Below are 18,093 nucleotides of genomic sequence, written 5' to 3' on the forward strand. Positions count from 1 at the left end.
TTGGTAGTGTAAAATCAATAAAAAACCAGACTACCTTATGAGTGGAGATCAAATCCTTCAGTTATTCGCTTATTTAATGCCGGCCGTTGTAACCGGTGCCGTGGCCTTCTACTTTTTTAGATTGCATACCCGCAACGAAGATGGGCGCAGACGATTTTTATTGCACAAAGATTCCCAAAAGGACACTTTGCCAATTCGTTTACAGGCCTATGAGCGCATGGCCCTATTTTTGGAGCGTATTGCTCTAAACAGCTTAGTGGTTCGTGTTGCGCCGACCAGCAAAAATAAAGGTGATTACGAAAACTTGCTCATAAAACAGATTGAAACTGAGTTCGAACATAACCTCTCCCAGCAAATTTACATGTCGGATGCTTGTTGGAATATTATCAAAACCGCAAAGAACACTACTATACAGATAATCCGTTCAGCTGGAATGAGCGCAACGGATTCACCGGATAAATTACGAGAAGATATCTTGAACCAGACCATGGAAAAGGAATCACCATCGAATGCAGCCTTGGCTTACGTTAAAAAAGAGGTTAGCGACCTTTGGTCTTAATCATTCCTGTTTTTCAGGTTCTATAGGACTTGTTTCCTCATTCTTGTTCTTGGCATACAAATAACCGCGCTTCCACCACAAGGTCATACGCTCCTTATTGAATATCAATGAGTTTGTGGTGAGAACCGTTGGTGTATAATAAAAATTGATGATGGCATCCTTCTGATTGGCCACCAACTTCCCGATACGCACATTTTGGTTCTCGATACGATCCAGCATAAAACCAAAAATGGTTGTTATCAAATCAAAAGGGTTTTTAGAGGACATACGGTTCAAGTGGTTTACCTCGGTATGAAGGACAATAACATCCACCTCGGTCGCACCACGTAACAAAGCCTCCTCTATCGGAACTAAAGTGCCAAGTCCGCCATCTGCATATTCACACCCATCCTTTTTGACCAAGCTCATAAAAGGGGTGTAATTGGAGGAAATCCAAATCCAATCACAGAACTCATCGTAGGTGCAGTCATTAATGGATTTATATTCCACCTGGTTCAATGATAGATTTGAGACGGTAACCACCACATCCATCTTACTTTTTTTAAGCTTATTGAACTCTTGGACGGTAATGGAACTACGAATCAATGTTCTAAGGTTCTCACTTTCCCCAAAGGTCTTTTTACCCTTGATGAAGTTTTTGATAACGTTCCAGTGGTTGATAGCAATGGTCTCAACTCCATGTTTCTTTTTGATGATGAAAGGGCAATTGTTGAAGATACTATCTTGATTGACGTTTGAATAGATATTCTTGATCTTGTCCAGTTTGTTGAGGGCCAAATGGGAAATTAACAGGCTGCCCGTTGAGGTACCCACAAAAAGATCGTAGTCGTGTTTGGCTTCTTGAATCAAAAATTGGGCAACGCCGCCCGCAAAGGCGCCCTTACTTCCTCCTCCCGAAATCACCAATGCCCTCATTCACCTAAAGTTTTCTCCAAATATTGCTTTTCTTCTTGACTTAACAAAGGGTAAAGTCCCTTAATACGTGCGGTATTATCTTCAGACTTCAAGAAGTCGCTCAATATGGTCCTAGCTGATTTTTTAAAATGCCACACATGATGACTACAGGACTCGACCAAGTTTTTGAGAACCGTATCCGTAAAGCCCCCGATGCTCTTCAAATATTGAAATGCAATCAAACGAGTCTCAAAATGATGCTCGGAACTGGTATATCCACTCAATTCATCAAAATAAGTTGCTTTTGAATCCGGATTATACTCGGGAGTCACCAAAGCTAATGTTAACCAAAGTAATCGGATGTTCTTATTGGGGAACCCAGTAATGTTTTCGGTCTCACTTAGGTATTTACTCCTGTTTTTGGGGAAATCCGTCCACAATCGATATAAGGCAGCTTCAATGGTAGTATAACTTTTATCCTTTAACAGATTCTCCGCAGCGATTCTAAGTTCAGATGGTATTTTGTTCTGAGACAAGATTACGGCCTGTCTAGTTTTTACATCTCCCGATTGGAGAACGGAGCCTAAAAATTCAGGTGATAATTTGATACCATAATCTAAAACCAGATTTTCCTTTAATTGACTTGATTTTATTTTTTTCCACCTACGTTTTAAAACAGCTTCGGCTTGACCAATCTCCTTTATCTGGTTTTTTATCTCAAAATAGGTTTTTATTGATGCGTTTTTCTTCCGCAAAAAAGAAACCACCTGATTATAGGGAAAATCTGGGTTCTGCAACCACAATTTCTCAAAATCACTAAGATCAGTGTTCGAAATCTCCTCAAGTTCTACCATTAAATTGGGTATGGTCACATTTTTAAAAGCGTATTTGTTCAAATAGTTTCGAACCCCTTTTTTAAAGGCTTCCTCTCCTACTCTATCTTGTAGCATTACCAAGGCCCAAGCACCTTTCTCATAAAAGGTAAGGCTACCCGCCCCCGAGTTTCGTAATGCTTCGCCCTGATCATCCTCTGAGAAATTCCGCAAGGCTTGCGCAGTCTTCAACAAATGCCAGTAAAAGTAATCTTCTCCAAAAATGTCCTTTTCGGCCAAGTACGCATAAAATGTGGCAAAACCCTCATGCAACCAGTGGTGTTCGCTGCTGGTTTCAGTGACTAGATTGCCAAACCATTGATGCGCCAATTCATGCGCATTGACATTCACATAGTTTTTGTCCACAAAAGCCGTGGAATCTATCACATATTGATTGGAAAATATGGTACAGGTCGTGTTCTCCATCCCAGCGTAAAGAAAATCCTGAACAGGAACCTGTTTATAGTTCTGCCAAGGATATGCAACCTCAATTTCAGTTTCTAAAAAATCAAAAATGTGTTTAGTGTATCGATATGTTGGTTCTACTTTGGTAAAATCCGTTGGTTCGTAATACAGTTCAATGGGAATTCCCGAAGATGAGATTATGGATTTTTTATTGTAGTCCCCAATAGCAAAACCAACCAAATAACTGCTCATTGGTTTTTCCATATCAAACTGCCACAAATGACCATTTGAGTCAGGCAAACTTTCTTTTTTGATGAGTTTCCCGTTGGCGATTACGGTATAATTCTCTTTGAGCTGTATTTGGATATCAAACTCCACCTTTTCGGTCATATCATCAAAACTGGGCAACCAATGACTGGTATATTTTCCCTGACCTTGGGTCCATACCTGTTCATTGTTCCTGACGGCATCATCCCATCCTAAAAAATATACCGTTTGTTTTGGTTTTGCCACATATTCCATTGAAACGATATGATTCTCCCCTGCTTTCATCGCATTTTTGATGATAATTCTCTTGCCATTGTAGTCATAATCCAAATTTTCACCATCCAAAGTAAGATTGGAAAACTTAAGGTTCACGGCATCCAAAAAAATGGAATCCACATCGTCGATTACATTAAATTGATACGAAACGCTACCATTGATGCGATTTTCAATAGGTGTAGGTTCAATCAAAACATCTGCATGGATAAAATCCACTTTATCCTGGATTTGAGCGGACAGGAACTGTACAAATAAGAAAAATATAAGTGCGGGGCTCAGCTTCATACCATCATCTTATCAAAAGTCCTTCCAAATTACATATTTTAGTTCGATGAATCCCAATTTTCTACAAACTCCCATAGCATATTTAAAAGGCGTTGGCCCCAACCGGGCCGATATTCTAAAGGCCGAATTGGGCATTGAGACCTTTAGGGACCTGCTCCATCTATTCCCTAACCGCTATTTGGACAGGACGAGTTACTATAAGATAAATCAACTACAACCAAGTGGAGCCGATGTACAGGTGGTGGGCAAAATTGTCCATATCAAAATGGTGGAGCAAAAACGGGGCAAGCGTTTGGTGGCCACTTTTGTGGATGAAACAGGACAAATGGACTTGGTTTGGTTCCGAGGACATAAATGGATCAGGGAAAATCTAAAATTGAACGAACCCTACGTAGTTTTTGGACGGGTCAACAAATACGGAAGCACCTTTTCTATGCCCCACCCCGAAATGGAGACCTTGCAAAAGCATCAGCAAGGATTAAAAATGGTGATGCAGCCCATCTACCCTTCCACCGAAAAATTGGCGAATTTTGGAATTACCAACAGAGTACTGGGTAAAATGATCCAACAATTGTTCTTGGAATGCAAGGGCAAATTTCCCGAATCGTTGTCCACACACATTTTGGAAGAATTAAAATTGATTTCGAAAAGTGCAGCACTTTTCAACATTCATTTTCCGAAGAATCAAGAGTTGTTGGCGAGAGCCCAGTTCCGATTAAAGTTTGAGGAGTTGTTTTTTGTGCAATTGCGATTGATATCCCAAAATTTACAACGGAAGCAAAAAATCAAAGGAATGCCCTTTACGGCCGTAGGCAAAAAGTTTACCGAATTCTTTGAAAACCACCTGCCTTTTGAATTGACCGATGCACAAAAAAGGGTCATCAAGGAAATCCGAAACGATTTAGGGAGCAACGCCCAAATGAACCGACTTTTGCAGGGTGATGTAGGTTCTGGAAAGACTATTGTAGCTTTAATGTGTATGCTTTTGGCGATTGATAACGGCTTCCAGACCTGTTTGATGGCTCCAACCGAAATTTTGGCGACCCAGCACTACAACGGACTCAAAGAGCTATTGGAGAACATGGACGTTAAAATTGCTCTCTTGACAGGGTCTACAAAAAAATCCGAACGCACCTTGCTCCACAATCAATTGGAAAATGGAAATCTGAATATACTGGTGGGTACCCATGCCGTTTTGGAGGACAAAGTCCGGTTTAAAAACCTTGGTTTGGCCATAGTGGATGAACAACACCGTTTTGGTGTAGCGCAGCGATCTAAATTGTGGCATAAAAACAACACGCCTCCCCATATTTTGGTGATGACGGCAACTCCCATTCCCAGAACTTTAGCTATGAGCCTGTACGGGGATTTGGATATCTCCGTTATAGATGAACTACCGCCAGGCCGAAAACCAATCAAAACAGTACATCGTTTTGACAGTAACCGATTAAAGGTGTTTGGTTTCATCAAAGATGAAATCAAAAAAGGACGTCAGATTTATATTGTATATCCACTGATTCAAGAATCCGAAGCTTTGGATTACAAAGACTTGATGGATGGCTATGAAAGCATTGTACGTGATTTTCCGCAGCCCGAGTATCAGATTTCAATTGTTCATGGCAAAATGAAGCCTGCCGACAAAGACTACGAAATGGAACGCTTTGTTAAAGGTGAAACCCAAATCATGATTGCCACTACGGTAATCGAGGTTGGCGTAAACGTACCCAATGCCTCCGTGATGATCATTGAGAGTGCCGAGCGCTTCGGTCTTTCCCAATTGCATCAGCTTCGTGGTCGTGTGGGCCGAGGCGCGGAACAAAGCTTTTGTATTTTAATGACAGGCCACAAGCTTTCCGAGGATTCCAAAACCCGATTACAAACAATGGTGCGCACCAACGATGGTTTTGAGATTGCGGAGGTCGACCTTAAACTTCGCGGTCCAGGCGATTTGATGGGCACGCAACAAAGTGGTATGTTGAATCTTAAGATTGCTGATATTGTAAAGGATAACCAAATCCTGAAAACAGCTCGTTACCATGCCATCCAATTGCTGAAAGACGACCCAAGACTGGAAAAAGCGGAGAATGCACCTATTTTAAATGCCTATTCCAAAATGATGGCCAACAAAACCATATGGAATTATATTAGTTAACATCGATTAGGTTTGTAATTGGAAGATGATGCAATTCTCTACACTTCCTTGTTACAAATTGAAAATCAACCCTTAAGATTTGTTAACTTTAAAAACAACCCATTGAAATTGCGGTTGAACGTCGTAATTTTACCAGAACCGAAAATCGGTTTAACACACAAATTTTAACTTTGTAGGCTTACAAATTATTGAAGACACAATGAGCAAGACACTTTTTGATAAAGTTTGGGATTCACACGTGGTGAAGCATATTGAAAACGGTCCGGATGTACTTTTTATTGACAGGCATTTGGTCCACGAAGTAACGAGTCCCGTAGCTTTTTTAGGATTAAAGAACAGAGGTATAAAAGTATTGTATCCAGAACGCACCTTTGCGACCGCCGACCACAATACCCCAACCAGAAATCAACACTTGCCGGTAAAGGACCCCTTGTCCGCAAATCAGTTAAAGGCTTTGGAAGAAAACGCCAATGCCCACAACATACCTTATTGGGGACTTGGACATAAGAAAAACGGAATTGTACACGTAATTGGCCCGGAAAACGGAATTACCGTACCTGGAGCCACTATTGTTTGTGGAGATTCACATACTTCCACGCACGGAGCCTTTGGTGCTATCGCTTTTGGTATCGGAACCAGTGAAGTGGAAATGGTGCTTTCCACACAATGCATCATGCAGCCCAAACCCAAAAGTTTGCGCATTAATGTGAATGGGGAATTAAGCGAAGCCGTTACACCGAAGGATGTAGCACTCTTCATCATTTCCAAATTGTCCACTTCCGGTGCAACAGGCTATTTTGCTGAATATGCAGGCGATGTCTTCAAAAATATGTCCATGGAAGGCCGTATGACGGTTTGTAACCTTAGTATTGAAATGGGTGCCCGTGGCGGTATGATTGCTCCCGATGAAACCACATTTGAATACATTAAAGGAAGGGAATACACGCCAAAAGGTAAGGATTGGGATGCTGCCATGGAATACTGGAGCACTCTTTATTCTGATGATGATGCTGAGTTTGACAAAGAAGTGACTTTTGATGCTAGCGAGATAGAACCTATGATTACTTTCGGTACCAACCCTGGTATGGGTATCGGTATCAGCAAGGATATTCCTTTGGCTGAAACTATTGATGGTTCTCCTGCTACTTACAAGAAATCCTTGGAATATATGGACTACAGCGAAGGCGAGGCCATGGTAGGCAAACCTATCGATTTTGTGTTCCTAGGAAGCTGTACCAATGGTAGAATTGAAGATTTCAGGGCCTTTGCTTCAATAATTAAAGGAAGGAAAAAAGCGGACAACGTGACCGCTTGGTTGGTTCCCGGTTCCCACAAGGTAGAAGCAGCTATCAGAGAAGAAGGCATCTTGGATATTTTGACCGAAGCTGGTTTTGAATTGAGAGAGCCAGGTTGTTCTGCTTGTTTGGCCATGAACGATGATAAGATTCCTGCAGGGAAATATGCAGTAAGTACTTCTAACAGAAACTTTGAGGGACGACAAGGACCTGGAGCACGTACGCTATTGGCTAGTCCATTAGTGGCCGCTGCAGCCGCTGTTACCGGAAAAGTAACCGACCCACGGGAATTAATGCAAGAAGAAGTTTTAGCTTAAACAATAAACAATGCGCAATTAGCAATACAGAATCCATTGTTAATTGTTAATTGAAAACTGATAATTGAAAGAAAAATGGCTTACGATAAATTCAACATACTAACAAGTTCAGCGGTACCATTGCCTATTGAGAATGTGGATACCGACCAAATCATCCCAGCGCGATTCCTAAAAGCTACGGAACGTAAAGGATTCGGGGACAATTTGTTCCGTGATTGGAGATATAACTCTGACGACACACCCAAAGAGCAATTTGTACTCAACAATCCTATCTACTCCGGTAAAATCTTGGTAGGAGGAAAAAACTTTGGTTCCGGTTCTTCAAGGGAACACGCAGCTTGGGCGGTATATGACTACGGCTTTCGTTGTGTAGTTTCTAGCTTTTTTGCAGATATTTTTAGAGGTAACTGTTTGAACATCGGTGTTCTTCCGGTTCAGGTGAGCCCTGAATTTTTGGACAAAATCTTTAAGGCAATTGAAGCCGACCCAAAAACCGAGTTGGAAATCAACCTTCCGGAGCAAAAAATTACCATTTTAGCTACGGGTGAGAGTGAAAGCTTTGACATCAACGATTACAAAAAAGGTAATATGCTCAATGGTTTTGATGATATCGACTACTTGTTGAACATCCAAAAAGATATTGAGAAATACGCTGAAAGCACGCCTTTATAATCCATCGTCTGGAACACTACGGCATTAAAGAATGAAAACACGCACCATAGAAATTATGGACACCACCCTACGGGATGGTGAACAAACCTCTGGGGTTTCCTTTTCCGCCTCGGAAAAACTCACCTTGGCCAAACTCCTGCTGGAAGAACTCAAGGTGGACCGTATTGAGGTGGCCTCTGCCCGTGTTTCGGAAGGAGAACTGCAAGCAGTTAAAAACATTACCGAATGGGCTGAAGCGGAAGGCTTGATTTCAAAGGTAGAAGTATTGACCTTTGTGGATAACGGAGTATCTCTAAAATGGATGAGAGAAGCCGGGGCAAAAGTTCAGAACTTGCTGACAAAGGGTTCATTAAACCATTTAACTCATCAACTCAAAAAGACTCCAGAACAGCATTTTGCAGAAATTAAAAATGTAGTTTCCGAAGCTCAAAAGCTCGGCATTGAAACAAATGTCTACCTAGAGGATTGGAGCAATGGAATGCGCAATTCCAAAGACTATGTTTTCCAGTTTTTGGATTTTTTAACTCAACAACCCGTTAAACGAATTCTGCTTCCAGATACCTTGGGCGTACTGACCCATACAGAAACAGGAGCGTTTTTTAAGGAAATCATTGAAAGATATCCAAGTACGCATTTCGATTTTCACGGGCACAACGATTACGATTTGAGCGTAGCCAACGTAATGGAAGCGCTGAAAGCTGGTGCTCACGGATTACACCTTACCGTAAACGGGATGGGCGAACGTGCAGGTAATGCTCCTTTGGCCAGTGCAGTGGCCGTAATCAACGATTTTTTACCGGAAATCAAGATTGGCGTAAAGGAATCATCGCTCTATAAAGTGAGTAAATTGGTGTCAGCTTTTACAGGTTTTGGCATACCTGACAATAAACCCATTGTTGGCGATAACGTTTTCACTCAAACAGCTGGTATACATGCGGATGGAGACAGTAAAAAGAATCTTTACTTTAATGACTTATTACCAGAGCGATTCGGAAGAAAACGTAAATACGCGTTAGGCAAAACCTCCGGAAAAGCCAATATCCAGAAGAACCTTCAGGAGCTTGGATTAACCTTGAACGATGACGAATTAAAAAAAGTCACAGAGCGAATCATTGAGCTTGGCGACAAGAAAGAACGCGTTACAAAGGATGACCTGCCTTACATCATTTCAGATGTACTGGACAGCAACCTTCATCAGCAAAAGGTTTTTGTAAAATCATATGTGCTTACCCACTCTAAAGGATTAAAACCCTCCACCACCCTTTCCATCGAAATTGAAGGAAAGACCTACGAGGAAAACGCTCAAGGCGATGGACAGTTCGATGCTTTTATCAATGCGTTGAAAAAAGTGTACAAAAAAGAAGGTCGGGAATTACCCAAATTGGTGGATTATGCCGTGCGCATACCTCCTGGCAGCAATTCCGATGCACTTTGTGAGACCGTCATCACATGGCAAACCAAGGAAAAAGATTTCACTACTCGTGGGCTCGATTCAGACCAAACGGTATCCGCAATCAAGGCCACGGAGAAAATGTTGAATTTAGTATAACAGATAATTAATAGAATGAAACTAAACATAGCGCTCTTGGCCGGAGATGGAATTGGCCCCGAAGTAATTGACCAAGCCGTAAAAGTATCCGATGCCGTAGCTGCGAAGTTCGGTCATGAAATTAGCTGGACCCCTGCCCTAACCGGTGCTGCAGCGATTGATGCGGTTGGGGAACCTTACCCGGACGAAACCCACGAAGCCTGTGTTGCTGCCGATGCCGTTCTTTTTGGCGCTATTGGCCATCCACGATTTGATAACGACCCTTCCGCCAAGGTACGTCCCGAGCAAGGTTTGTTGAAAATGCGTCAAAAATTGGGATTGTTCGCCAATGTTAGACCAACATTTACTTTTCCATCCTTGATAGATAAGTCCCCTTTGAAACGAGAGCGTATTGAAGGAACTGATTTAGTATTTCTTCGCGAATTGACAGGAGGCATCTATTTCGGGAAACGTGGACGCGAGGACAACGACAACACCGCTTACGACACTTGTACCTACACTCGAGAGGAAGTAGAACGTCTGGCAAAAAAAGGTTTTGAAATGGCCATGCAACGAAATAAAAAACTTTGCTGCGTAGATAAGGCCAACGTTTTGGAAACTTCACGTTTATGGAGAGAAACCGTTCAGAAATTGGAAAAAGACTATCCTGAAGTGGAAGTATCCTATGAATTTGTAGACGCCGTAGCCATGCGATTGGTGCAATGGCCGAGCTCCTATGATGTTTTGATTACGGAAAACCTGTTCGGAGATATCCTAACAGATGAAGCCTCCGTGATTTCTGGATCGATGGGATTGATGCCATCCGCTTCATTGGGTGAAAAGACATCGTTGTTCGAACCCATCCACGGTTCTTACCCACAAGCTGCAGGGAAAGATATTGCCAATCCATTGGCTACCGTACTCTCTGCTGCCATGATGTTTGAAACAGCATTTGGTTTAAAAGACGAAGCTGAAGCTATCCGCGAGGTAGTGAACAAATCATTGGCGGAAGGCGTTGTGACCGAAGATCTTGCCGATGGCGGAAAAGCATACAAGACCAGCGAGGTCGGGACCTGGTTGGCTGAACATATTTAATCAACCCCACATAAAAACCAAAAAGAAAGCCCCGATGTTCGGGGCTTTTTATTTTTTAAAAGTTTTTGAGCTTACAATATATAGTCAGTACTCAAAAAGTTGCTCACTTTTGCCTCCATTAGTTGTTCCACCGTTTGAACGTTCAAGTTGTTGTCTTTGAACGCCACAAAGGTCCTGATGGAGAAGGAACGCAACGCATCGTGAACACTTAAGGTGGATTGTGCCGAATCTTTTCTTCCTGTAAATGGATACACATCCGGCCCACGCTGGCACGAGCTGTTCAGATTCACTCGGCATACCAAGTTCGCTAACGTGTCGATGAGCGGAGATAGTGTATACACATCCTTGCCGAACAAACTTACCTGCTGTCCGTAGTTGGATTCTGCCATATCATCCAAGGGCTCTTCAATATCCTGAAAAGAGAGCACTGGAATTATTGGTCCGAATTGCTCTTCTTGATACACCCGCATATCCTTAGTTACCGGGTACAATACCGCTGGCCAGATATAATTATCAAAATGCTTCCCTCCTTTTTTATTGATGATTTTTGCACCTTTCGACAACGCGTCATCCAACAACTCTTGGATGTAAGCTGGTTTATCCGGCTCAGGAAGTGGTGTTAAACTAACACCGTCATCCCATGGATTACCGAATTTTAATCCATCCACTTTCTCGGCAAAGCGTTTCAGGAAATCATCTTTTACTTCGTCGTGCACATAAACCACCTTTAAAGCGGTACAGCGCTGCCCGTTAAAGGATAGAGTGCCGGAAATACATTCATTAATGGTCAAATCCAATTCAGCATCCGGTAGTACAATGGCGGGGTTTTTGGCCTCCAACCCCAAAACCAAACGTAATCTGTTACTTTTTGGGTGCTGTTCCTGTAAGGCGTTCGCCGATTTACTGTTTCCTATCAAGGCCAGCACATCTACCTTACCTGTTTGCATTATTGGCGCCGCTACAGCTCTTCCTCGGCCAAAAAGTATATTTACCACTCCTTTGGGGAAACTGCTCTGAAAAGCCTCCAAAAGTGGAGTAATCAACAAAACTCCGTGCTTGGCAGGCTTAAAAATGGTTGTATTGCCCATGATGATGGCTGGAATCAACAAGGCAAAAGTTTCATTCAATGGGTAGTTATATGGCCCAAGGCACAACACTACCCCAAGCGGTCCTCTTCGGATGTGGGCATAAACACCATCTTGCTTTTCAAACTTGGCATTATTGCGGTCCAATTGCTTATACTCTTCAATGGTGTCATAAATATACTCAACGGTACGGTCAAACTCCTTGTACGAATCCGGTTTGGACTTACCTATCTCCCACATCAAAAGCTTAACTACTTGTTCGCGCTTTTGCTCCATCTTCTTCACAAACGCTTCCATACACTCGATACGGTCTTTTACCTTCATAGTGGGCCACAAGCCCTGCCCTCTATCATACGCTTTTAGCGCTGCATCCAGGGCATCCAGGGCTTCGGTCTCCCCCATATCGGGCACACTTCCCAAAGTTGTCGGAGCATATTCCTTAGTGGAAGATATGGTGGAGATTACAGGACTGGTATCACCATCCCATTTTCGTAATTCCCCGTTGACCAAATATGTTTTTTGATGAAGTTCTTCCGTAACTTGAAAAGCTTCCGGTATTGCTGTTTTAGTTGTTGCCATTAGTTGTTGTTTTTAAGCGATTAGTGTTGATAAATGGTCGCCCATCCCACACAAAGCTAACATAAAAACCACTGAAAATCATGTTGTTTTTACGCAAACGCTTTCGTGTAGATTGAAAACCAAACTTTATAATAAGGATGCTTAAAATTGTTGGTGGCATCACACCAAATACTGAAACAAATCGGGTTTATTGTTCAGATAATCACCAAAGAAATTATTGTCCTTCATCCGTTGGATCAAAGGTCCTAGATCATTGGGCGATTTTAGTTCCACACCGACAATGGCAGGGGCATTTTCCCTGCTCGATTTCTTGGAATATTCAAAATGCGTGATATCATCATTGGGCCCCAAAATATCTGCCACAAATTCCTTTAGTGCACCTGGACGCTGTGGAAATCTCACAATAAAATAGTGCTTCAACTGGGCATATAACAAGGCCCTTTCCTTGATTTCAGCCGTACGGGTAATATCGTTGTTACTTCCACTGACCACGCATACCACATTCTTGCCTTTGACTTCTTCCTTAAAATAGTCTAAGGCCGCAATCGTCAAAGCACCTGCGGGCTCCACTACAATGGCATCCCTATTGTAGAGATCCAAAATCGTCTGGCACACTTTCCCTTCGGGAACGGTTAGCATTTTGTGAAGGTATTCCTTGCAAATGGGATAGGTCAACGCCCCCACTTTCTGAACCGCGGCTCCATCAATAAACTTATCGATGTTTTCCAGTTCCACCAATTCCCCTTGCTCAATGGATTTTAGCATGGATGGCGCTCCCTCCGGCTCCACTCCTATTATTTTGGTCTTGGGCGATAAAGCTTGGAACGTACCACAAAGCCCCGAAGCCAATCCACCACCACCAACGGCCACAAACACATAATCGATGGGCTCGCTGGATTGCTGCAGTATCTCCAAACCAACGGTTGCTTGACCTTCAATGGTTTTTTCATCATCAAACGGATGGACAAAGGTTTTACCTTCCTGCTCACAGAACAATTCGGCGGCCTTTTTGGAATCGTCAAACGTATCTCCTTCCAAAACTACATCCACCCATTCCCCTCCAAACATATTGGTCTGGTCTATTTTCTGTTTTGGGGTGACCACGGGCATGTAAATGGTTCCTTTTACCTGCAAATGACTGCATGCAAAAGCAACGCCCTGCGCATGGTTCCCGGCACTGGCACAAACCACACCGCTATCCAGTTGTTTTTTACTAAGAGAGCTTATCTTGTTGTACGCACCACGTATTTTATAACTACGCACCCTGTGAAGGTCTTCCCTTTTAAGAAGAATATTGGCCCCATGGGTTTTGGAATAGCGGATACTTTGCTGCAAAGGTGTAACCTCTGCCACTTGGGCAATAATTTTTGCTGCTTGATAAATATCCGCTATTTGCGGAAAATATGTTTCCACAGTTTCACTCATAGGGCCAATGGTTTTGTATTATCCGATTGGCTTCATGGCCGTCATTGATGCACGCAATCTGGCACCGACCACCTCTACATCGTGTTCACGGATGGCCTTGTTCACAGCAATCAACTTTACGTTGTCCACACCTGTGTCTTTACCTTCGCCAAAATGTTTACCAATGATGTCGATTTCCACGGTTTTCATAAATTCAGTCAAAAGTGGCTTACACGCATGGTCGAACAAATAACAACCGTATTCTGCCGTATCGGAGATCACACGGTTCATTTCGAACAATTTCTTTCTTGCAATGGTGTTTGCAATCAAAGGTGTCTCATGCAATGATTCGTAGTAAGCAGACTCACCGATGATTCCGGATTCGGTCATGGTCTCATAAGCCAATTCCACCCCGGATTTCACAAAAGCGACCATCAAAACACCATTATCGTAGTATTCTTGCTCAGAGATTTCCATATCACCTGCCGGAGTCTTTTCGAAAGCGGTCTCCCCTGTGGCAGACCTCCAGTCCAATAGGTTTTTATCGCCATTGTCCCAGTCTTCCATCATGGTTTTGGAGAAATGTCCGCTCATGATGTCATCCATATGTTTTTGGAACAACGGACGCATGATAACTTTTAGTTCTTCAGCCAAATCAAACGCTTTTATTTTGGCCGGATTGGATAAACGGTCCATCATATTGGTAATGCCACCTTGCTTCAAACCTTCGGTAATGGTTTCCCATCCGTATTGGATCAATTTGGAAGCATAGGCTTTATCAACCCCTTTTTCAACCATTTTGTTGAAGGAAAGAATAGATCCCGTTTGCAACAAACCACAAAGAATGGTCTGCTCTCCCATCAAATCCGACTTTACTTCCGCCACAAATGATGATTCCAGCACGCCCGCTTTATCCCCACCTGTTCCTGCAGCATAGGCCTTGGCTTGTTCCAAACCTTTTCCTTCCGGATCGTTTTCTGGGTGTACGGCAATCAAAGTTGGCACACCGAAACCTCTTTTGTATTCTTCACGCACTTCGGAACCTGGACTTTTTGGCGCCACCATGATCACTGTAAGGTCCTCACGCACCTGCATTCCTTCTTCCACAATATTGAATCCGTGGGAGTATGATAGGGTTGCCCCTTTTTTCATCAAAGGCATTACTGTGCTTACCACATTGGTGTGCTGTTTGTCCGGAGTAAGATTGATGACCAAATCAGCATCTGGAATCAATTCCTCGTAAGTTCCCACCACAAAGTTGTTCTCCTTGGCGTTTTTAAAGGATTGTCTTTCCTCCTTGATTGCTGCTGGACGAAGGGCATACGAAATATCCAATCCAGAATCGCGCATGTTCAACCCTTGGTTCAACCCTTGGGCACCACACCCAACAATTACAATTTTTTTTCCTTTTAGTGCGGTAACACCATCAGCGAACTCGCTGGAATCCATAAATCTACATTTTCCCAACTGTGTCAGTTGTTCGCGAAGTGATAGTGTGTTAAAGTAATTTGCCATTTTTAATATTTGATTTTACGCTATTTAGTTTTCTTGAAATTCCTGTAATATTTCGCTTATGGGCATTGTTGCCTTGGTAACTGCGATTCGTCCCGATCGCACAAACTGCATAATGCCATATGGCAAAAGTGCATCGTGCATTTCGTCTATTTCATGCCTACGACCTGTTTTGGCCAATGCAAAAAACTCACGGTTGACAGTTACAATCTGGGCATTGCTTTCTTTGATGATATTTTGAATCTGACGTTCATCGAACAACAAATGCGAAGCTATTTTGAACAGTGCCGATTCCTGATAAATGGTTTCATCATCAGTATGATAGTATGCTTTGATGACCTCTATTTGTTTCTCTATCTGACCAACGATCTTACGCGTCCAATCTTCGGTGGTAAAGACTACAATCGTGAATTTGGAAACACCTTCAATCTCTGATTTTGAAACATTTAAACTTTCAATATTAATATGTCGCTTTAAGAATATCCCTGATATCCTATTGAGCAATCCCACATGATTTTCGGAATACACCGAGATGGTATACCATTGTTTTCCCATGTTTTTTATTTTTTTACTGCAACTATAAGTCCTGTGGACCAGTCCATCTTTGTTATTGTAATGTCTTTTCTTTTTTCAATTGTTTTGATCAATTCGTTTGCCTTTTCTTCATGGTCTTCTGGCCAATTGGACTGCTTCTTCATATCGTCGATTACATAGTAACCGCCTTTTTTTAATAATGCCAAAGCAGTATCCAAATGGCTATATTTTCCAGGCCATGCATCTGCAAATATCAAATCGAAGGATTCGCCTTGATACTCCTTCAGCCATTTTCCGCCATCGGTGCAAATTAGCTCCAATCTATCTTCGTCTTCAAAAAACAGTTGGGCCACTTCAATAAGCTCCGAATCATTGTCAACGCTTAATATTCTTGAATCCTCGTCCATTCCCTGAATCATCCAAGCCAAGGACAAACCGATTCCCGTACCCAACTCTAAGAAATTGCCAGCAGGTTTTGATGCTGCCAATGTCTTCAAGAGTGTGCCAATATAAATATCGGAAGGCATCGTAAACCCCATCTCTTTGCTCTTCTCAAGCAAATTTTGATATTGTTTTGGCCGTTCTATGATCAAGGATTGGTCCATCATTTCAATCTGATGTCTGATACGGATGCTCCTGATGGAATCATAGGGAATACGTTGTCCTCTTTTTCCACTTTCACTTCCAAAAAGTAAGGGTCTTTGGACGCCATCATTTCTTGTACGGCCTCTTGAAGGTCAGTTCTTCCGGACACCCTTCTTGATTTGATATGATATCCTTCGGCAATCTTTACAAAATCAGGATTCGTCATCACAGTTGATGCATATCTCCTGTCAAAGAAAAGTTCTTGCCATTGACGCACCATCCCCAAGTGATCGTTGTTCAATACCACAATTTTCACGGGGACATTGTGCTGGAAAATAACACCTAACTCTTGAATGGTCATCTGATACCCGCCATCACCGATAATTGCGACCACTTCGCGGTCCATGGCCCCCATTTTGGCTCCAATGGCCGCAGGAAGACCAAATCCCATGGTTCCAAGACCTCCTGAGGTAATATTGCTCTTGGACTGCTTGAACTTGGCGTAGCGACAGGCAATCATCTGGTGTTGTCCCACATCTGAGACCATCACAGCTCTATGACCAGAAGCCACATTGATTTGTTCGATTACCTCCCCCATGGTCAACCCTTCTTTGGTCGGGTGAATATCGTTTTTGATCAAAGTATCGTATTCGATTTGATACATTTTATCAAACTCGCCCTTCCAATCCTTATGTTCCTTTTTGTCCACCAAAGGCAAAATGGCGTTCAAGGTTTCTTTGGAATTGCCCAAAACGGCAACATCTACCTTCACATTTTTATTTACCTCGGCAGGATCTATTTCAAAATGAACAATTTTGGCCTGCTTTGCATAGGTGTTCAAGTCACCTGTTACACGATCATCGAAACGCATGCCTATAGCAATGAGCACATCGCACTCGTTGGTCAGCATATTGGGCCCATAGTTCCCGTGCATTCCCACCATTCCAACATTCAGCGGATGGTCCGTATCCATGGCGGAAAGACCGAGAATGGTCCATGCGGCAGGTATTCCGGTTTTTTCAACAAATGCTTTGAGTTCAGCTTCAGCTTCACCTAAAATCACACCTTGTCCAAAAACGATAAATGGTTTTTTGGCACTGTTTATCAATTCGGCAGCTTTCTCCAAACTACCTGTTTCAGGTTTAGGAACCGGCTTATAACTTCTGACCTTCGTGCATTTTTCGTATACAAAATCAAGCTCGTCAAACTGAGCGTTTTTGGTAATATCTATCAATACGGGGCCCGGTCGTCCGGATTTGGCAATATAAAACGCCTTTGCCATTATCTCGGGAATCTCCTCCACCCTGGTTATCTGGTAGTTCCACTTCGTTACAGGAGTGGAAATACCAACAATATCGGTTTCTTGGAACGCATCCGAACCTAAAAGACTTCTCGTTACCTGCCCAGTAATACAAACCATTGGGGTGGAATCTATCTGCGCATCGGCGATCCCCGTTACTAAATTGGTAGCCCCGGGTCCGGAAGTTGCCATTGCGACCCCTACTCTACCTGTAACCCTGGCATAGCCTTGTGCGGCATGTGTAGCACCTTGCTCGTGTCGCGTCAAAATATGGGTCAGTTTGTCCTGAAACTTGTATAATTCATCATAAACCGGCATAATGGCACCTCCTGGATAACCATATATCAAATCCACTCCCTCTGCGAGCAAACAATGGATAATCGCCTCTGCACCAGTAATTCTGATGGCTTTTTGACTTTTACTATCTTTTTTTTGTGCTTTTAATGTCTCCATAAGCCTATATTTAGGGAGATACCC

At 42.7% G+C, this 18,093-nt stretch carries 14 protein-coding genes; 6 read left to right on the forward strand and 8 right to left on the reverse strand.

Translation table 11 applies throughout. The features are described from left to right. Positions 1–37: 37 nt before the first annotated feature. Complete coding sequence (locus tag GUA46_RS08270) at positions 38–559, forward strand: DUF7935 family protein (RefSeq protein ID WP_176620092.1); 522 nt, start codon at positions 38–40, stop codon at positions 557–559. Here GUA46_RS08270 and GUA46_RS08275 read toward each other — a convergent pair whose 3' ends face one another. Both GUA46_RS08275 and GUA46_RS08280 read right to left on the reverse strand, forming a co-directional pair. Then, positions 560–1,474 (reverse strand): patatin-like phospholipase family protein, encoded by a 915-nt coding sequence (locus tag GUA46_RS08275; RefSeq protein WP_176620093.1) that lies wholly within the window; start codon positions 1,472–1,474, stop codon positions 560–562. Continuing rightward, positions 1,471–3,558, reverse strand: coding sequence for a M1 family metallopeptidase (locus GUA46_RS08280; RefSeq protein WP_176620094.1), 2,088 nt, complete (start codon positions 3,556–3,558; stop codon positions 1,471–1,473). The genes GUA46_RS08275 and GUA46_RS08280 overlap by 4 nt, the downstream gene beginning before the upstream one ends. 46 nt (positions 3,559–3,604) lie before the next feature. On the opposite strand from GUA46_RS08280, the gene recG reads away from it, so the two are divergent. The 5 genes from recG (at position 3,605) to leuB (ending at position 10,617) form a co-directional block, all read left to right on the forward strand. After that, a complete protein-coding gene (gene recG / locus GUA46_RS08285; RefSeq protein WP_176620095.1) occupies positions 3,605–5,710 on the forward strand; it encodes an ATP-dependent DNA helicase RecG in 2,106 nt (701 codons plus the stop codon). A 199-nt stretch (positions 5,711–5,909) separates the two neighbouring features. Beyond that, entirely contained in the window at positions 5,910–7,322 is a 1,413-nt protein-coding gene (gene leuC, locus GUA46_RS08290; protein ID WP_176620096.1) for a 3-isopropylmalate dehydratase large subunit, read from the forward strand. A 75-nt stretch (positions 7,323–7,397) separates the two neighbouring features. After that, positions 7,398–7,994 carry a 3-isopropylmalate dehydratase small subunit gene (gene leuD, locus GUA46_RS08295; RefSeq protein ID WP_176620097.1) on the forward strand — a complete coding sequence of 199 codons (597 nt, stop codon included), beginning with the start codon at positions 7,398–7,400 and terminating at the stop codon, positions 7,992–7,994. A 31-nt stretch (positions 7,995–8,025) separates the two neighbouring features. Beyond that, complete coding sequence (locus GUA46_RS08300; protein WP_176620098.1) at positions 8,026–9,543, forward strand: alpha-isopropylmalate synthase regulatory domain-containing protein; 1,518 nt, start codon at positions 8,026–8,028, stop codon at positions 9,541–9,543. A gap of 15 nt (positions 9,544–9,558) precedes the next feature. Further along, on the forward strand, positions 9,559–10,617 hold the full coding sequence (gene leuB, locus GUA46_RS08305) for a 3-isopropylmalate dehydrogenase (RefSeq protein ID WP_176620099.1): 1,059 nt from the start codon (positions 9,559–9,561) through the stop codon (positions 10,615–10,617). A gap of 71 nt (positions 10,618–10,688) precedes the next feature. On the opposite strand, the gene GUA46_RS08310 is transcribed toward leuB, so the two are convergent. The 6 genes from GUA46_RS08310 to ilvB form a co-directional block, all read right to left on the reverse strand. Continuing rightward, positions 10,689–12,281, reverse strand: coding sequence for an NADP-dependent glyceraldehyde-3-phosphate dehydrogenase (locus GUA46_RS08310; protein WP_176620100.1), 1,593 nt, complete (start codon positions 12,279–12,281; stop codon positions 10,689–10,691). Positions 12,282–12,440: 159 nt separating this feature from the next. After that, positions 12,441–13,706, reverse strand: coding sequence for a threonine ammonia-lyase (gene ilvA, locus GUA46_RS08315; protein ID WP_176620101.1), 1,266 nt, complete (start codon positions 13,704–13,706; stop codon positions 12,441–12,443). Between the two features lie 18 nt (positions 13,707–13,724). After that, a complete protein-coding gene (ilvC, locus tag GUA46_RS08320) occupies positions 13,725–15,200 on the reverse strand; it encodes a ketol-acid reductoisomerase (RefSeq protein WP_176620102.1) in 1,476 nt (491 codons plus the stop codon). Between the two features lie 24 nt (positions 15,201–15,224). Beyond that, positions 15,225–15,752 carry an acetolactate synthase small subunit gene (ilvN, locus tag GUA46_RS08325; protein ID WP_176620103.1) on the reverse strand — a complete coding sequence of 176 codons (528 nt, stop codon included), beginning with the start codon at positions 15,750–15,752 and terminating at the stop codon, positions 15,225–15,227. 5 nt (positions 15,753–15,757) lie between these two features. Further along, positions 15,758–16,339, reverse strand: coding sequence for an O-methyltransferase (locus GUA46_RS08330; RefSeq protein ID WP_229418472.1), 582 nt, complete (start codon positions 16,337–16,339; stop codon positions 15,758–15,760). Further along, positions 16,336–18,069 carry a biosynthetic-type acetolactate synthase large subunit gene (gene ilvB / locus GUA46_RS08335; RefSeq protein WP_176620104.1) on the reverse strand — a complete coding sequence of 578 codons (1,734 nt, stop codon included), beginning with the start codon at positions 18,067–18,069 and terminating at the stop codon, positions 16,336–16,338. Before ilvB ends, GUA46_RS08330 begins: the two co-directional genes overlap by 4 nt. Positions 18,070–18,093: the final 24 nt, after the last annotated feature.

Source organism: Flagellimonas chongwuensis, assembly GCF_013376415.1.
Lineage (GTDB): Bacteria > Bacteroidota > Bacteroidia > Flavobacteriales > Flavobacteriaceae > Flagellimonas > Flagellimonas chongwuensis.